Annotated in this window: 14 protein-coding genes; 9 read left to right on the top strand and 5 right to left on the bottom strand. The window is 41.3% G+C overall.

The window, feature by feature from the left end; all coding sequences use genetic code 11:
- Window positions 1-10 precede the first annotated feature (10 nt).
- Window positions 11-1,000 carry a DNA/RNA non-specific endonuclease gene (locus tag D3D03_RS14215; protein WP_119923940.1) on the bottom strand — a complete coding sequence of 330 codons (990 nt, stop codon included), beginning with the start codon at window positions 998-1,000 and terminating at the stop codon, window positions 11-13.
- A 264-nt stretch (window positions 1,001-1,264) separates the two neighbouring features.
- Here D3D03_RS14215 and D3D03_RS14210 point away from each other — a divergent pair, with 264 nt between their 5' ends.
- Window positions 1,265-1,444, top strand: coding sequence for a hypothetical protein (locus D3D03_RS14210; RefSeq protein WP_119923939.1), 180 nt, complete (start codon window positions 1,265-1,267; stop codon window positions 1,442-1,444).
- Window positions 1,445-1,560: 116 nt separating this feature from the next.
- Here the strand turns inward: D3D03_RS14210 and D3D03_RS14205 are convergent, their stop codons facing one another.
- Together D3D03_RS14205 and D3D03_RS14200 are read right to left on the bottom strand one after the other, a co-directional pair.
- The gene (locus tag D3D03_RS14205; protein ID WP_119923938.1) at window positions 1,561-1,971 is read right to left on the bottom strand and encodes an NUDIX hydrolase; all 411 of its coding nucleotides are present in this window, start codon (window positions 1,969-1,971) and stop codon (window positions 1,561-1,563) included.
- Window positions 1,956-2,624 carry a Type 1 glutamine amidotransferase-like domain-containing protein gene (locus tag D3D03_RS14200; RefSeq protein ID WP_119923937.1) on the bottom strand — a complete coding sequence of 223 codons (669 nt, stop codon included), beginning with the start codon at window positions 2,622-2,624 and terminating at the stop codon, window positions 1,956-1,958. The genes D3D03_RS14205 and D3D03_RS14200 overlap by 16 nt, the downstream gene beginning before the upstream one ends.
- Window positions 2,625-2,768: 144 nt before the next feature.
- On the opposite strand from D3D03_RS14200, the gene D3D03_RS14195 reads away from it, so the two are divergent.
- Entirely contained in the window at window positions 2,769-3,146 is a 378-nt protein-coding gene (locus D3D03_RS14195) for a hypothetical protein (protein ID WP_119923958.1), read from the top strand.
- Window positions 3,147-3,228: 82 nt separating this feature from the next.
- Here D3D03_RS14195 and D3D03_RS14190 read toward each other — a convergent pair whose 3' ends face one another.
- Together D3D03_RS14190 and D3D03_RS14185 are read right to left on the bottom strand one after the other, a co-directional pair.
- Window positions 3,229-3,786, bottom strand: coding sequence for a DUF4352 domain-containing protein (locus tag D3D03_RS14190; RefSeq protein WP_119923936.1), 558 nt, complete (start codon window positions 3,784-3,786; stop codon window positions 3,229-3,231).
- 251 nt (window positions 3,787-4,037) lie between these two features.
- Window positions 4,038-4,427 (bottom strand): RidA family protein, encoded by a 390-nt coding sequence (locus D3D03_RS14185; protein ID WP_088836150.1) that lies wholly within the window; start codon window positions 4,425-4,427, stop codon window positions 4,038-4,040.
- 110 nt (window positions 4,428-4,537) lie between these two features.
- On the opposite strand from D3D03_RS14185, the gene D3D03_RS14180 reads away from it, so the two are divergent.
- The 7 genes from D3D03_RS14180 to D3D03_RS16695 all read left to right on the top strand — a co-directional run bounded on the left by D3D03_RS14180 (window position 4,538) and on the right by D3D03_RS16695 (window position 17,673).
- Window positions 4,538-4,861 carry a nucleoside triphosphate pyrophosphohydrolase gene (locus D3D03_RS14180; RefSeq protein ID WP_119923935.1) on the top strand — a complete coding sequence of 108 codons (324 nt, stop codon included), beginning with the start codon at window positions 4,538-4,540 and terminating at the stop codon, window positions 4,859-4,861.
- Window positions 4,858-7,179 carry a DEAD/DEAH box helicase family protein gene (locus tag D3D03_RS14175; RefSeq protein WP_119923934.1) on the top strand — a complete coding sequence of 774 codons (2,322 nt, stop codon included), beginning with the start codon at window positions 4,858-4,860 and terminating at the stop codon, window positions 7,177-7,179. The genes D3D03_RS14180 and D3D03_RS14175 overlap by 4 nt, the downstream gene beginning before the upstream one ends.
- A 685-nt stretch (window positions 7,180-7,864) precedes the next feature.
- Window positions 7,865-10,933 (top strand): anti-phage-associated DUF499 domain-containing protein, encoded by a 3,069-nt coding sequence (locus tag D3D03_RS14170; protein ID WP_119923933.1) that lies wholly within the window; start codon window positions 7,865-7,867, stop codon window positions 10,931-10,933.
- Window positions 10,930-11,520, top strand: coding sequence for an anti-phage-associated DUF3780 domain-containing protein (locus D3D03_RS14165; protein WP_119923932.1), 591 nt, complete (start codon window positions 10,930-10,932; stop codon window positions 11,518-11,520). The genes D3D03_RS14170 and D3D03_RS14165 overlap by 4 nt, the downstream gene beginning before the upstream one ends.
- Window positions 11,520-14,360, top strand: a complete 2,841-nt coding sequence (locus tag D3D03_RS14160) for an anti-phage-associated DUF1156 domain-containing protein (protein ID WP_119923931.1) — start codon at window positions 11,520-11,522, stop codon at window positions 14,358-14,360. Before D3D03_RS14165 ends, D3D03_RS14160 begins: the two co-directional genes overlap by 1 nt.
- 3 nt (window positions 14,361-14,363) lie before the next feature.
- On the top strand, window positions 14,364-17,081 hold the full coding sequence (locus D3D03_RS14155) for a phospholipase D-like domain-containing anti-phage protein (RefSeq protein WP_119923930.1): 2,718 nt from the start codon (window positions 14,364-14,366) through the stop codon (window positions 17,079-17,081).
- Between the two features lie 391 nt (window positions 17,082-17,472).
- Window positions 17,473-17,673, top strand: coding sequence for a hypothetical protein (locus tag D3D03_RS16695; RefSeq protein WP_147367731.1), 201 nt, complete (start codon window positions 17,473-17,475; stop codon window positions 17,671-17,673).
- Window positions 17,674-17,772 lie beyond the last annotated feature (99 nt).

Below are 17,772 nucleotides of genomic sequence, written 5' to 3'. Positions count from 1 at the left end.
GCACGTAAAACTATTCGCCGACCATCCCGTCATGGTCATTGTCCCGCATATGGGGATAGAGCCAATGGTCATCCGCGATCGGCATAGCGAAACCGGCGTCCTTCGCCTCTTGGATCGTGACTTGTCCGTTGCCGTCAGTGTCGACGGTTGAGACATCACCCGTGTCTGGAGCAGGTGCCGTTTCAACAGCAGCTTCTGCTGTCTTGTCCTCGTCTTCTGTCAAACCGAGTGCCGCATTGACTTCATCCGGATTCACATTGTCGAAGTCATCGACGATGACATTGCCCTTTAACGTATACGTGTACCGATAATGGGACGGAATTTGCGTCTTGGTATCGGGATAGGTGATGATCGCCTCAAAATCCGACACCTCACCGGCCTGGCGGATACTGTTCTCCATATAGGCTTGATCGCCGTGGCGATTGAGCGTGCTCTCCTGCGGCGTGATGTTGTAGGCGTTCGAGACACCACCGAGCGAATCGGCAATGACATGTCCTTCATCAAGCTGAGGACTCTCGACACCCGGAACCTTCGCTTCGTCCGAATAATAGCGACCGGATGACGTCACGTCTTCCGTATCTTGCTGGAGCGTGATTTTTTTGGCAGTGACTTTAACGAGTTGCGCGTGTTCATTTGTAAAGGCCCAATACTCGCGGTCGCCAAAACCGATGTTCACGACGGCATTTGGTTCCCGGTCGCCGGACAGGTCGCCGCCGTCGACTTCAATGGGTGTATAGCCGGGGAACGACTTGTCCTCGGAAGAGACGGTCGACTCGTTTTCCTGAATCGGTTCCGTTGCTTCTGTCTCGGCAGTTTCTGCGGAAGGTACATCAGCAGATGTTGTCTCTTGCTGTTTTTCTTCGGTCTTCTCTGCGGAAGGCGTTTCTTGAGACGCCGCCTGGTCGACCTTTGGTGCCGGCGCAGATGATTCTTCCGCAGCACATCCCGTCAACAACAGGGCGGCTAACGGTAAAGCAAAATAAGTAAAGGATGATTTCATCAGTGGACTCCTCGCGTATCATGACATACTTGTCCATTGTAGAAATCTTCCAGTCCGAATACAAGGTGATTTTTAACATTTAGCGGTCTTAATAGAACAATAGATAAAGTTAACGAAAAATGGGAGATTACTTCGAGGGCAGGAGACAGTGATTCGAAAATCGCAGAAGGGCGTGACCTTGTTTTAAAATAGGAATAGTGTGTAAAATAAGCATTCACCACCTGAACAGATCGCGAAGCGTGACGATGTCAGAGGAGGGATGGTATGACCAAACGGATGAAGGATTATGGTATCTCGTTCATCATTTTAGGAATTGCCGTAATATTGTTTAGTGTACTGGATTTACCGAAAGGAATAAGTGCCGTCGCTGTGATTGTAGTAGTGGTACTGTCTGTTTTTTTATACGAATTTCGACGTTTTTTAACGCATGATGCAAGAAAATAATTGTTAGCAGCACGTTGTCTGAACGTACCGTTTCAACGAGTCATAATCAGACAGAAAAGGTGATCCACCCGTTTTCCGGGAGGATCACCTTTTGTAATGCAGAATGTATGGAACACCTATGTTAAGACAAGCTGCTGAAAAATCTGATGCCGTTCAAAGGCAGTTAAGATGCTCGGCGCAATCTGTTGCCGAATCAGCTGTTCATCTGCCCATGAGTAGGCGTCATGCTCTTCTGATAACATTACACTGCTGGTCACAGCTGTACAGAAGTAGACCAGCAGGATGACCTGGCGATCGGGATGTGTCAGAATGCTCGAGGCATAAGCGATTTTGTCGACGGTGACCGTCAACCCCGTTTCTTCCCGGATTTCACGAATCAGACTGTCTTCCGGTTGCTCGCCAAAATCGATTTTTCCACCCGGACATTCCCACGTTCCGCCACCCGAGTCGGCAGCAGCACGCTGAACGATTAAAATCCGGTTGTCGTGCCGCACGATCCCTTTGACGGCTGTTACGATAGTCGACATGTCATTTCCTCCTTTCGCTTCAGTACAACTGCTTCCGGTCCTTCTTGTTGAATCAACTGACCGTCTTGCAGATGAATACCGGTTTGCTCCGGTAAGCCGTAACCGAAGCGACTCTGTGTTGCTTCAAATGCCTGCAACAAGTTCGTCTCTTCCTGCCATGTGTCATAGTGGACGGAAATCACGGCGTCCATTAGACCGAGTCCTTCAAGGACGAGCGCCTTGCCCGCCCGTTGATCGATCGCGGGAATTCGGCATTCGTTCGGTGTCAGTAAGGCGCCGGCGGAAAAACCGGCGACCGGGACGCCGTGCTGAAACCGGTCCTGAACGATGGCTCCGATTGGCGTCTGCACGATGAATTGTTGGTACAGTTCCGTTTCCCCACCCGAGATGATGATGCCGGCGCAGGTACTCAGCTGCTCGAGTTGGTCGTCTGTTGGACTTGCGGACAACGGCAAGTGGAAAAATGCTGTTGCGCCGCAAGCGGTTAACATCTCCGTATAGATCGGCGCGTAATCGGACCAGGACGAACCGGGACGCGGCACATACAGTAAAGCGACGGGACGTGTCCCGTTCAAACACGAAACAAACGTTTGACATAAACCCGGCGTGAACGGGGGACCACCGCCAAATAAAAAGAGGTGTTGATTGACCATGACTGCTACCTCCTTACTCAAACTATTCTCTTAGAATAAAAGAAAATCGAAAACAAGGGTACCTGACTCTTTTTTTGGATAGGTAGAAAACGGAAAATGAATTACAATGGTAATACTAGGGAGAAAACGAAAGGGTTAAGTGAAATGATGAAAAAGCAGATCAATCAGATAACATACCGGGAATCAGGCATGGGGAAAGGTCAAATGTTCACGTGGACGAAAGCAACACGGGAATTACGGTTAGAAGATGAAGAAGGAAAAGTCTCGGAAGACGTTTATCTGTTATCAGAGCACCAACAAATGGAACTCGAGCACCTGTTGCTCCACGTTAATCTTATGCACTGGCAACCGGTGTATACGACGGAGTGGCTGATTCTCGACGGCACGAATTGGGAGATCAGGTGGAGTGGTCCAAATGGAGAGGGGACGTCTCGAGGCAGTAATGCTTTTCCGGACAAGTGGGAACTTCTTCGGGACTGGTTGTATGGACAGTTTGGAAGGAGCAGCGAAGGCAAAAAATGAACACACAAAAAAAGATAAAAGAAAAGGTAATGAGGAATAAAAAATGCCATCTGTCACTAGGACAGACGGCATTTAACATGCGTTAGTTACTACCTTTAAAGACAACTTCAGTGTCATTCCAAGAGAATGATGGTTCGTAAATAAGTTCAAGTTGTTGTCCTTTTGGTGCGTCAAAGAAAATCTTACCTTTCAGTGTTTTCCCTTTGTTCAAGTCATCACTGATTGCCATTTCATCACTACCGTAGTAAGACTCAACTTTTTCATTGTTAATATAAAGATTGAATTCAGTACTATCAATGAAAGCTGAATCAGTTCCTTTATTGACAGCGGTAATATCAAATACGATGACATTATTATTTTTAGTTTCGCTATATTGGTCAGGCGATTGATTTTGAGCTTGAGAAACGGTTAATTGAACATCTCCGACTTTCACTGTTTCACCGAGCTTAAATTCTTTTGGAGCTTCTTCTTTGTCTGCTGACTCAGAATCTCCATTGCTGTCAACTGAGGAAACCGAATCACTTTTCTTTAATTCTTTGTCAACCTCACTTGCAAAAAATGATGTACATGCGACCATAGCGATGATTAAGATAACCAGCGCAATAATAAAACCAAGGACGAGCTTAAAAAACTTTTTCATTCTGTACGTTTCTTTCCTTTCGAGAGTTTTGCTACAAAACTCATATGTAAGTTAGCCTATAGTTTAATACGATATTTATTTTGAAATAAAATGGCGTAATTAAAAAATATTGGGCTTAAAAATATTTTAACACCCAATCCAATAATTTCCCACATTTCAAAATAAAAAAGTAAAAAAAATATAGCTATTACAATTTATTTGATTATTTAAGAGAAAAAAAGCCATCCTTTATTAAATAGGATGGCAAGTCATTAAACTAACCCTAAAATCTCAACCTCGACCAAAGCACCTTTCGGCAACTCTTTGACGGCGATACAAGATCGTGCCGGGAAGTGATTATGCGGAGCAAAGTAATCGGAGTAGATATCATTAAACGCAGCGAAATGATCCATGCTTGTTAAGTAACACGTTGTTTTGACGACACGATCCGGCGTCAGACCGGCTTCTTTTAAGATGGCATCGACGTTTTTCATGACCTGCTCTGTCTGTTCAGTAATGCCACCGACAACCATTTCACCCGTTGCTGGATTGATCGGGATTTGACCTGAAGCATATAACGTACCGTTAGCGATGAAGCCTTGCGAATAAGGACCGATGGCAGCCGGGGCGTTGGTTGTTTCGATTTTCTGGAATGAACTCATGAAAACTCCTCCTCTAATCTAAAATAAATCGTATGTAGAACGTGCTATCTGCCTTGAACTATAGGATAATTTTTACAACACCATTACCATACTTACAAGGAGTGAATCCAATGCCTCTTTATCATAAATTAGTCCGGGATCAGATTCCAACTATCATTGCTCGGAACGGAAAAAAAGCAACGTTCCGGACACTTAACGAGGAAGAATTCCTCGTTGAAGCGAAACGGAAATTGCATGAAGAAGTAGCCGAATATGAAGAAGCAACGGCGACCGAAGAAGCGGTCGAAGAATTGGCCGACTTATTGGAGCTGGTTCACGCGCTGGCTCGGACGCACGGGACGACACCGGAACAACTGGAAGCAATCCGGCTGACGAAACATGATAAGCGGGGCGGCTTTGATGATAAGCTGTATCTGATTGAGGTCGAGGATTGATTCCGGCAGCAAAACTGACGACACACGATTTGTATGCGTCGTTGGTCGACGCCATTGATCAAGCCGATGAAGTCTATATCGTCGCCGCCTTTGCACAACGCTCGGGTGTCGAACTGTTGTTACCGGCGTTACGTCGCGCCGTCGAACGAGGCGCAGATATTCATTTTTTGATTGGCGACTACTTACATATTACGGACCCGGAAGCGTTGGCAGAATTATTGAAACTGGATGGTCTGTCGATCCGGTTTTACCGCTCCGGCGGACGGGCGTTTCATCCGAAAGCCTATCTGTTCCGCAATGCGGAGACAGGGCTGTCGATTGTAGGCTCGTCGAATATTTCTAAAAGCGCGTTCCGGACCGGTGTCGAGTGGAATCTCCATTTGCCGCAAGCCGTCGCACCGCATATTTTAGATGATGCGATCGAAGCATTCATGGATCTTTATTTAAGTGAAACAGCTCAAGACCTGAATTTGATGGTCCTTGAAGCGTACCGACAGGAACATGACGCACGGCAATACGTTGCAGAACCAGAAGTTGACTATGCGGAGCAACAGCTCGTCATGTCCGAAGAAATTCTGCCGCACCGGGTGCAGGAGGAAGCCTTACGTGCACTCCGGGAAACGATGGAAGAAGGACGGACGCGTGCTTTGACTGTGCTTGCGACTGGACTTGGGAAAACGTATCTCAGTGCGTTCTTTGCGCGTGATTTTAAACGAATTCTGTTCCTCGCACATCAACGTGAGTTGCTGGAACAAGCGGAACGTTCGTTTCAAAAGGTCGAATCCAATTGGCAGACAGCCTTTTATATCGGATCAGACCGCACGAACGATGAACAGACGGACGTGTTATTTGGATCAGTCCAGACGTTATCCCAAAACCGTCATCTCGAACGGTTCGCACAAGATTATTTTGATTTGATCATCATCGATGAGTTTCATCATGCAGCAGCTAAAAGTTATCAAAAGGTCCTGGCGCATTTCGAACCGCGGTTTTTGCTGGGACTGACAGCGACGCCGGACCGAATGGACGGAGCGGACGTCTATGCACTGTGCGACAATCACGTTGCGTTTCAAATGCACTTCACGTCAGCGATCAACGAAGGATTCCTGACACCGTTCCATTATTACGGGATTCATGACGTCATCGACTATTCGCAACTACGGCGCATGGGACGGAAATATGATGCGATGGAACTGGAACAGGCGCAGATCGATCGGGCAGTTTCAGAAAACATCTATGCTGCCTGGTCGAAGCACCGGCAGACGAAGACGATCGGCTTTTGTTCGTCGATCCGCCAAGCCGAATACTTAGCGCAGACGTTCCGGGAAATGGGACACCAAGCGATTGCCTTGACCGGACAGACCATTAATCGACGAGAGCGGATTCAGAAGTTTGAACAGGGAACGGTAGAAATCGTCTTTACGGTCGATTTGTTTAATGAAGGAGTCGACATTCCAAAAGTTGATACGTTACTGTTTTGTCGTCCGACGGAATCGATTGCAATCTACACGCAGCAAATCGGACGAGGCTTACGTTTAGCGAATGAGAAATCACATTGTGTCATCATCGATTTGATTGGGAACTACAAAAATGTCGAGACGAAGCTAATGTTGCTTGGAACAGTAAAAGACAAGCTCGAGCGGGGAGATAAGGAGCCGATTACCCCACCAAAGGGATGCATCATCGAGTTCGATACACAAGCACTGAATATTATTCATCGGATGCGTCAACCGAATCAGCGGAAACTACGTTTGATTGAGAGTTACGAACAATTGAAACTCGATCTTGGACGTCGTCCGACTTACGTTGAAATCGGACAACTGACAGCCGTGCCAACGGGCTATAAACAAGAGTGGGGCTCGTACGTCGGCTTTTTAAAGGAACAAAGTGAATTGACGGACGAAGAAATCGAGACTTACGATGCTAATCAGGAATTGATTGAACAGATCGAAAAGACGGTCATGAACCGGAGTTACAAGATGGTTGTCTTGCTGGCGATGCTCGAGCGGGGAGAAGAACGTTGGATGGAGCCGATTACCGCAGAGGAAGTCGCGCCGTTTTTTTATGAGTATTTGCATGCGGAAAAGTACCGGGAGTTGAAGGATGCGCAGACGACGGAGCTAAAAGGACCGTTTGATGCAACAAAAGTAGAAAAGTTATTGAAGAAGATGCCATTTCCAAAGATGGGTAAGCCATTTGTATTTAATGATAATATTTTGTATATAAAAACGGTGAAACCAGGTTTCCGAAATTTATATAAAATAATCCAGGAGATTATTTTATTTAGAACTTACTTATACTTTGTAATAAATGATTAAAGTTAACTATAGTAAGGTGAGACATATCACAAAAGAACTGTAAACTAATGATTGAAATGTTAAAAACAAATGTTAGCGAAGTTTAAAAAGCACTTTTCTTTTTGATACTTATTTACCTTCTACAAATGTCAGTATGGATAAACCTTTAAAAATTTTAAGTCTAAAAGCATGCTAATAAATTAAATAATTGATAATAAAATTGAATTATTCCTTTCATTTATTGATAAAAATAAAACATCTGCTCTATAGGCTAAGACTTATAGCAAAGTACTCCATTTCTTTCTTAAATTAATATAAACATCTGTGTTACTAATATACAGCACATCTTTCAAATCTTTCTTAGGTAATAGGAGGGTTACTTCAAGAATACTTGTGATTCTCTATTCTTCTTACGAGCAGTGGAGGATAAATTGTCTTTATAAAATTATAATTAAGCTTAAAAGGAAGTAATAAACCTTATTAATTAATCAGAGAAAACTCAAAGTTGAATTTAATCAATATAAAAATAGTGAAAATATTGAAAAAGATTAAGTAATGAACAAGTCTCATCAAAAATCGAATGAATACACGAGCCGTGCTATGAAATACTTCTTTAAAACGATAAAATATACTATATAAATATAAATAAATAATAGAGGACATTTTATCTGCTTATAAACTGCTTATAAAAGGAGAGTCAAATAGAATGAAAACAATAAAATCTGCGTGTCAATTGCAACCTAGAGCTCTTGAAATAAATGTGGGTGATCAAATTGAACAACTAGACCAAATTATTCATGATACTAACGGACAAGAATACTTCGAAAAAACTTTTATAACAGATGGAATGAAAATGCTTCTTTCTAAAGGAATGGCGCGTCTTTCCGGAAATTCAAACGATACTGTATTCCACCTTAAACAGGCTATGGGTGGAGGTAAAACACATTTAATGGTGGGATTTGGACTTCTTGCAAAAAATTCTGCACTTCGAGAGACCCAAATAGGTTCTATACCTTATCAATCGGATTTTGATAAGGCAAAGATAGCTGCTTTTAATGGACGTAATAATCCTGATACTTACTTTTGGGGGGAAATTGCTCGTCAGTTGGGGAAAGAGAGTTACTTCAGGGAATATTGGGAATACGGTGCTAAAGCTCCAGATGAACAATCGTGGATAAATCTTTTTGATGGTGAAGAGCCTATACTTATTCTATTAGATGAAATGCCACCATATTTTCATTACTATAGCACTCAGGTATTAGGGCATGGAACAGCTGCCGACGTTGTTACTAGAGCGTTTTCTAACATGCTTACTGCAGCTCAAAAAAAGAAAAATGTCTGTATTGTAGTCTCTGACCTAGAGGCTGCTTATGAGATTGGGGGAAAGTTAATCCAACGTGCTCTTGATGATGCTACTCAAGAGTTAGGGCGTGCGGAAGTTTCTATTACACCAGTTAATTTAGAATCTAATGAAATATATGAAATTCTTCGGAAACGTCTATTTCTTTCCTTGCCAGATAAAAATGAGATATCGGAAACAGCTGCTGTCTATGCATCAAGACTAGCAGAAGCAGCAAGGGCAAAAACAGTTGAAAGAAGTGCGGAAGCTATGGCTAATGATATAGAAGCTACTTATCCTTTTCATCCAAGTTTCAAAAATATAATTGCACTATTTAAGAATAACGAAAAATTTAAACAAACACGTGGTTTGATGGAATTAGTTTCGCGTCTTTTAAAGTCTGTGTGGGAAAGTAACGAGGATGTATACTTAATTGGTGCTCAACATTTTGATCTTTCACTTCATGAAGTTCGTGAAAAATTGACCGAAATCTCCGAAATGCGAGATGTAATTTCAAGAGACCTATGGGATTCGACTTATAGTGCTCATGCTCAAATTATTGATATCAATATTGGAAATAATTACGCGAGACAAATTGGTACTCTTTTGCTCACCGCCAGTCTTTCTACTGCTGTAAATTCTGTAAGAGGGCTCACTGAAAGTGAAATGTTTGAATGCTTAATTGATCCTGTACGCCAAGGAAGTGACTACAGAATTGCTTTCAGTGAACTTCAAAAGTCAGCGTGGTATTTACATCAGACTCAAGAAGGTCGCAATTATTTTAGTCGACAGGAAAATTTAACAAAAAAACTTCAGGGATATGCGGACAAAGCACCACAGAATAAAGTTGAAGAACTGATACGAGATCGCCTTCAAGAAATGTATAAACCAGTAACAAAAGAAGCTTACGATAAAGTGTTACCTCTTCCTGAAATGGATGAAGCAAGAGCTGTTTTAAGAACTGGACGAGCACTTCTCGTTATTAGTCCAGACGGAAAGACTCCACCAGGGATCATATCGAAATTTTTCAAAGAAATGGTTAACAAAAATAATGTACTTGTTTTGACTGGTGATAAGTCATCTATAGCTAGTATTGAAAAAGCTGCTCGCCATGTCTATGCAGTAACAAAAGCGAATAGTGAGATTCTTGATTCACATCCACAGCGAAAAGAGCTGGATGAAAAGAAAGCACAATATGAACAGGATTTTCAAACAACAGTTCTTTCGGTTTTCGACAAACTACTTTTCCCGGGAAACAGTCGAGGAGAAGATATACTACGACCGAAAGTACTTGATAGTACTTATCCTTCAAATGAAACCTATAATGGGGAACGACAGATTGTAAAAACACTAACTTCTGATCCAATTAAACTATATACAGAGGTAAATGAAAACTTTGATGCGCTTCGCGCCAGAGCAGAGTCGTTGCTTTTTAGTTCTCAGGATGAGATACGCAAGACTGACTTAATAGACAAAATGAAACAGAAAACTCAAATGCCGTGGCTCCCAAGCCGTGGATTTGAACAACTTACTATTGAGGCGTACCAGCGTGGTGTGTGGGAAGACTTGGGGAATGGATACATTACGAAAAAACCTAAACCAAAAACTACTGAAGTTATTTATAGTGAAGACACTTTTCCGGATGATTCAGGTACAGTGCGATTGAAAATTGATGTAGTGAATGCAGGGAACAGTCCAAGAATTTACTACGCTGAAGATAGTGAGGTTTCTGAAAGTAGCCCGATTTTGAATGAAAATACATTGGTTACCAAAGCACTTCGCGTTCAGTTTATTGCCGTCGACCCTACTGGTAAAAATCTTACAGGTCCGCCTAAAACTTTTGAAAATAACTTAACACTACGAAATAATTTTGACGAATCTTCTCGAACAGTAGAGCTGTTTGTTGCACCGAGAGGTTCTATCAAGTTTACTCTAGATGGTTCTGAAGCACGTAACGGAACAGAGTATACAGGTCCTATTCAATTGGGGTATGAAGAAACGACTATCTATGTCTTTGCAGAGTCTGATGGTATTGAAGAAAAACGAAATTTCACTTTTGCTAAGTCCGGATCTACAGAAGTTCCTATTATTAAAGAAGCGCCAGCTATTCTATTTAGCCAATCACCGAAACGCTTGGATAGTTCCACCAAAACGTATGAGGGGTTGAAAATTGCTAAGGAAAAAAACATTGAATTTGAGCAGGTTATGCTGATGGTGGGTTCTGCACCAAAGGCAATTCATCTTTCTCTTGGTGAGATAAAAATAAATGCTGAGTTTATTGAAAACGAATTGAAAAATCTTCAGACTCTCCTTAATCCTGATGCTCCTGTTATTATGACGTTTAAAAAAGCTTATACGTCCACAGGTTATGATTTAGAGCAATTTTCCAAGCAACTCGGTATTGAAATAGGAAATGGAGAGGTAGAACAAAAATGAATAAAACAATAGATTTTGGAGCACCATCAGAGTTTGGCATGCACCACTTTTATGTGGAAATTCCTGTAGCTCCGCGGGATGCTATCTATATCTATGAGGATTTTGGCTTTGATGGTGATGAATTTAGAAGAGAAACCGTTGAGTGTAGACTAGTTTTGGCGCGTGAGCTTTGGACTAAAATTAGAGATGATGCTAGACGTGATTTTAATGCACGTTTAAAAAATAAGAGACAAAGTACTGGAAGTTGGATAACTGGAAAAATCAAGCTTGATCGATTTCTTGGTAGAGAGTTGTGCGTCCTTGGTTGGGCAGCGGAACATGCTTCTCCTGAAGAATGCTCAGTGATTTGTGAAAAGTGGCTGGCATTGCGTCCTGAAGAACGATGGTGGCTTTACAGCAAAACTGCTTCTGAGGCTGGACTTGATAATCAGTCCAAAAGAGGCTGGCGTAAAGCACTCTATTGTGCATTATCCGATGGGGCAAATATTAAGTTGGAACCTAAGAAAAAACCAAAAATGAATGAAAAAAAATTAAATCAGGAGGAGACAGTGTCCCTATTTGATTTCATAGATAAAGGAGATATGTGATGACACTAAAATTATTTGAATGGAAAGACAAACCTGCACTAATTGAACACCTCTTTCCGGTGCAGAAAATATCAGCAGAAAGTTACAAGGAACAGATGGCAGGATCAGGTAAAACTCTTACAGCTATGGGCAGTTATTGGAAAGGGAGGAAGCCGCTTGTACTTAATAAAGCGTGTATACTAGGTTCATTGCTTCCAGTTACAGAAGATCATCTCAAAGATCTAGAAATATTTGAACTTTTAATGGGTATGGATTCCCATTCAATGAGGAAACGTATTGAACAAAATCTCCCTGCTTCAAAGCAGGATACTACGGACCAATATCTAACACTGCCGTTTAACGAACAGGTGCGAAAAGCGAAACGACGTGAAGAGGTTGACGATGTTCTATTTAGCCATGCGTGGCCAAAAGTAAATGAGCATCTTGGTACTTCAGCCAGCTCTTTTCCTGAATTGGTTGAACAGATGGGAATTGCTCGCTTTGGAAGGAGACCAAAGGTTGCAGATGTCTTCTCTGGCTCTGGTCAGATACCTTTTGAGGCCGCACGACTGGGATGTGATGTTTATGCTTCCGATTTAAATCCTATTGCATGTATGTTGACTTGGGGTGATTTCAACATTGTTGGTGCCTCTAAAGAGAAACGTACTGAATTAGAAGTGGATCAGAAAAAAATGGTTGAGCAGGTTCGAAAAGAAATTGATGAGCTTGGTATTGAGACTGATGGAAAAGGTTGGAGGGCTAAGGCGTATCTGTACTGTGTCGAAGTTAAGTGTCCTGAATCTGGATGGATGGTACCACTAATCCCCAGTTTAGTTATTAGTCGCGGTTATGGTGTCATAGCCGAATTAATTCCTGTTCCAGAAGAGAAAAGATACAATATAGCTGTAAAATACGTCAAAACTAAAGAAGAAATTGACGGAGCTGTGAAAGGAACTGTACAAAGTGGTGAAATTGTTCATTCACCGAACGGGATTACAATATATCGCACAAAGATAAGTACAATTCGTGGTGATTATAAAGAAGGTAAAGAAATTAAAAATCGCTTGCGAATGTGGGAAAAAAGGGATTTTTCTCCACGTCCAGATGACATTTTTCAAGAACGACTTTATGCTGTAATGTGGTTGCAACCAAAGCAAAATGGACGAGGTGATGTATATGAATTTCGTTCGGTGACCGATGAAGATTTAGTTCGAGAAAATAAAGTAATAAACTATGTTCGTGAACATTTCGAGGACTGGCAAGAGAAGGGATACATTCCAGACATGGTCATTGAAGCGGGAGATAAAACAGACGAGCCTATCAGGACTCGTGGTTGGACTCACTGGCACCATTTGTTTAATCCTAGACAATTACTGGTTGGCACCTTATTCCGAAAACGATTAGAAGCGTACGATTATCCTCAATTCGGAAGTTTTCTTGGTTATAATGCTAAATTGTGTAGATGGGATTCATATCCTGGTCCAGGTCGTGCCGGAAAAACTTCTCAAGCCTTTTATAATCAAGCTTTAAATACTTTATACAACTATGCTTGCCGTGGTAGTGTATGGTCAGAAGAATTTTTTACCACTGGCAATTTTAAATCATATTCACTTCAAACTAAAACAAAAGTCAACGCTCATCCTGCACAAGAACTAGAAGTTGAAAACGACATTTATGTGACAGACCCACCGTATGGTGACGCGGTTAAATATGAAGAAATTACCGAGTTCTTTATTGCTTGGCTACAAAAAAATCCACCTAAAGAATTTGCACATTGGAATTGGGATAGCCGACGTTCGTTAGCTATTAAAGGTGAGGATGAGGGTTTCCGTCAAGGCATGGTTGCTGCCTATCGTAAGATGGCACAAAATATGCCTAATAATGGTATTCAAATTTTAATGTTTACCCATCAAAGTGGAGCTATCTGGGCAGATATGGCAAATATTATCTGGGCTAGTGGTTTACAAGTGACGGCGGCTTGGTATGTTGTAACAGAAACTGACTCAGCTTTGCGTCAAGGAGCAAATGTAAAAGGAACTATCATATTAATTCTTCGTAAAAGACAACAAAATTTAGAGACTTTTCGTGATGATCTTGGATGGGAAATTGAGGATGCTGTTAAAGAGCAGGTGGAATCACTTATCGGGCTGGATAATAAAGTTAGAGCTCAAGGATCCGAAGGCCTTTACACCGATGCCGACTTGCAGATGGCGGGATATGCTGCAGCTTTGAAAGTCCTGACAGCATACTCTCGTATTGATGGAAAGGACATGGTCATAGAAGCTGAATCTCCTCGCCAAAAAGGGAAAAAAACTTTTGTTGATGAATTAATAGAATTTGCAGTACAAACGGCTGTCCAGTTCCTTGTACCAGTAGGATTTGAAAAAGGAGAATGGCAGAAACTTCAAGCTGCCGAGCGCTTTTATTTGAAAATGGTAGAAATGGAACATCAAGGTTCCAAAACTCTAGATAACTATCAGAACTTCGCAAAAGCCTTTAAGGTGCATAATTTTGATCAATTGATGAGTGACACTACAAAGGCTAATTCTGCGCGATTAAAGCTATCGACTGAGTTTAAAGGCTCGATGATGTCTGGTAACGGTGAATTTGTAGGAACACCATTACGAGCTTTACTCTATGCTCTCTTTGAACTCTCTAAAGATGTGGAAGTAGATGATGTTTTGTTACATTTGATGGAGAACTGCCCGAACTATTTGCCTAATAAAACGCTATTGTCCAAAATAGCAGACTATCTAGCAGAAAAAAGAGAAGGTCTTAAGGGCACAAAAACTTTTAAACCTAATGTGGAAGCTAGTTGCGCTCGCGTGTTAGCTGAATCTATAAGAAATCAGAGGCTATAAAATATGACCTTAAAGCGTTTTTCTTCTCGAACGAAAAGATTAGATACTGAATTTCTGGCTAAAAGTCTAAATGGTGCATCAAAGTATTTTCGTATTGCAGGGTATTTTAGAAGCTCCATATTTGAGTTGGTTGGCGAAGAAATTTCTCGAATTCCAGAAGTAAAGATTGTTTGTAATTCGGAACTAGATTTGATCGACTTTAATGTAGCTACAGGCAGGAATATAGCTCTTAAAGAGCGCTGGAATGAAGTGGATATAGAAGCAGAGGCGCTCCTAAAAAAGGAGCGTTATCAGCTCCTCGATCAGTTATTACAGTCTGGTAATGTGGAAATTCGTGTTGTACCTAAGGAACGTCTTTTTCTTCATGGTAAGGCTGGGTCTGTACATTATCCTGACGGCAGTCGTAAGTCGTTCATAGGATCTGTAAACGAGTCTAAAAGTGCCTTTTCTCACAACTATGAACTTATATGGGAGGATGACGATGAAGAGAGCGCTGACTGGGTAGAGAATGAGTTCTGGGAATTGTGGAAGGATGGTGTACCACTACCAGAAGCCATTTTGTCAGAAATCAATCGTGTAGCTAATCGTCAGGAGGTTACAGTAGAAGTATTGAAACCCGATGATGTCCCAGCTGCTGCTATGGCAGAAGCTCCGATATATCGGGCTGGTGAACAATTGCAGCCATGGCAACGTTCCTTTGTAACTATGTTTTTAAAACACAGAGAAATATATGGAAAAGCACGATTACTTTTAGCAGACGAGGTTGGAGTTGGTAAAACACTATCAATGGCGACTAGCGCTTTAGTAAGTGTTCTTCTTGAAGATGGTCCGGTTCTAATTCTTGCTCCATCTACATTAACAATTCAATGGCAAATTGAGATGATGGATAAGCTCGGAGTTCCCGCAGCGGTATGGTCGTCACAAAAAAAAGTATGGATTGGTGTAGAAGGTCAAATTTTATCGACACGTGGAGAAGCATCTTCTATAAAAAAATGTCCTTACAAAATTGCCATTGTTTCAACAGGATTAATTATGCATCAGAGAGATGAGTTTGACTTTGTTAAAGAAGCAGGAATGCTTCTTAAAAATCGATTCGGAACAGTTATCTTGGATGAGGCGCACAAAGCACGCTTAAGAGGTGGACTGGGTAATAAAGCGTTAGAACCTAATAATCTTCTTTCATTTATGCTACGAATCGGAAAGCGTACTAGGCATATAATTTTGGGTACTGCGACTCCTATTCAAACAGATGTCCGTGAGCTTTGGGACCTCTTGGGAATTCTAAACAGCGGTGCAGAATTTGTTCTCGGAGATTCATTATCACTTTGGCAAAATCATGAGAAAGCTATTTCTCTGTTAACTGGAAAAAGCCAAGTCTCTTCTGAACAAGAGGCATGGCAATGGTTAAGCAATCCACTTCCACCGGCGAGCGAACATCATATTGTTCAGCAGATTCGTGATTATTTGTTAGTTGACGTACAATCTTTCGTTTGCAGTTATAGGTATGAAGATTTGGATTACATGATTCAGAGTATGTGGCTTTCTGAGTGTCTGGATATTAATTTCTTTAAAGAAAATAATCCCGTATTACGCCACACAGTTTTGAGAAAGCGAAGACAGCTCGAAGATGATGGTTTATTAGAAAAAGTAGGCGTTAATACACATCCAGTAACCCAAAACCTTGCCCAGTACCAATCTCGCTTTGTAGGCTTAGGTATTCCCACCAATACGCCCTTTCAGGTTGCTTATGAAAAAGCAGAAGAGTTTAGCCAGTTGCTTCAATCTAGAACTAAGGCTGGTGGCTTTATGAAATCATTAATGCTACAGCGAATTTGTTCAAGTTTTGCATCGGGTTTAAAAACTGCGCAGAAGATGCTAAAGCACTCAATTTCAAACGAGGATGAGGACCGTATTGAAGAAGTGGAGCACATACTTTCTGACATGACTGAGGCCGAAGTTGCTTGTCTCAAGGAAATAGAAATACAGCTTTCACGACCAGAAGCGGTTGATTCTAAACTTAATACAGTGAAGTGGTTTTTAACTGAATTCAGGACTGACAGGAAAACTTGGCTTGAGCATGGTTGTATTATCTTTAGTCAATATTATGACACTGCCGAATGGATTGCCAAAGAACTGGCTAAATCTATGAAAGGCGAAGTTGTAGCAGTATATGCTGGTCTAGGGAAAAGCGGTTTCTTTCGAGATAATCAGTTTAATAACGTTGAACGTGAAGTCATTAAAGCTGCTATTAGAAATCGTGAGATTAGATTAGTAGTAGCAACTGATGCCGCTTGTGAAGGATTGAATCTTCAAACCTTAGGTACTTTGATTAACATCGATCTTCCTTGGAACCCGTCTCGCCTTGAACAACGATTAGGTAGAATCAAACGATTTGGTCAATCTCGTAAGTTTGTTGATATGCTTAATCTTGTTTATAGTGAAACTCAAGATGAAAAGGTCTATAACGTATTATCAGAACGCCTGCGTGACACCTATGATATTTTTGGAACCCTTCCAGATACTATTGAAGATGATTGGATAAAAGATGAAGAACAGCTTAAAGATAGAATGAATGAATATATTCACGAAAGGAAAAAGGCACAGGATGCCTTTAGCTTAAAATATCGTGGGACCATAGATCCAGAAGCTTATTTATGGGAACGATGTACGTCTGTTTTATCTCGTAGCGATATTACGAGAAAACTTAGCGAACCTTGGTAATAAGCCATTTCAATGTATTCGTAAAGAAACTTATAAATGCCATAATAAAGCATATATTAATTATCTACGGAATAATACCAATAAATTGAATTTAAATATAAAAAACTCTTTAAGCGTAATCGAAAGCTCGAGCCTTAATGACTCATACGACGTATGTCTTTCCATGCTGCTTTCTGTAAAATCCATTGACGATTGGTCTCATCAAATATGATTTATCATCAACGTTACAAGCATATATTGAATGCTTAGCGACTAGCATGGAGCCGTTATAATTGATTCTCGTCTATGTCGATCAACTGGATATATAATAAAGCTTCCGCTAAGAAATAAAAGAGCATCCGATGGAATAGGAGACGGACTCGTATCTTATTACACTGAGCAGGCGTATGTTATGAATCGCTCGTTATCAGGAATTATAGGGATGACCGCTGTTTTACAGGCACGGCAAGCATTCGAGCGTCAGCTGTTAACTGTACTTCCGCTTAAAGTAAAGGTATTTGACTTTTTAGCAGAAATGAGACAGAACAATTCATCAAAACATATGCATCTTCAAATTCATCAATTGAGAGCTAACAAAGAGGCGATTCTATGATATAGAATCGCCTCTTATTATTGTAAAAAGCTAACTATTTTTTTTAGTAATCGTTCCATCCTCAGATCTTCTATTAGAAAAATACTCAATGAGTTGAAT

Origin of the sequence: Exiguobacterium sp. RIT452, from assembly GCF_003598705.1 — a bacterium.
GTDB lineage: Bacteria > Bacillota > Bacilli > Exiguobacteriales > Exiguobacteriaceae > Exiguobacterium_A > Exiguobacterium_A undae.
Note: the sequence above shows the minus strand (reverse complement) of the source record. Positions and strands in the feature narration are given on the sequence as shown.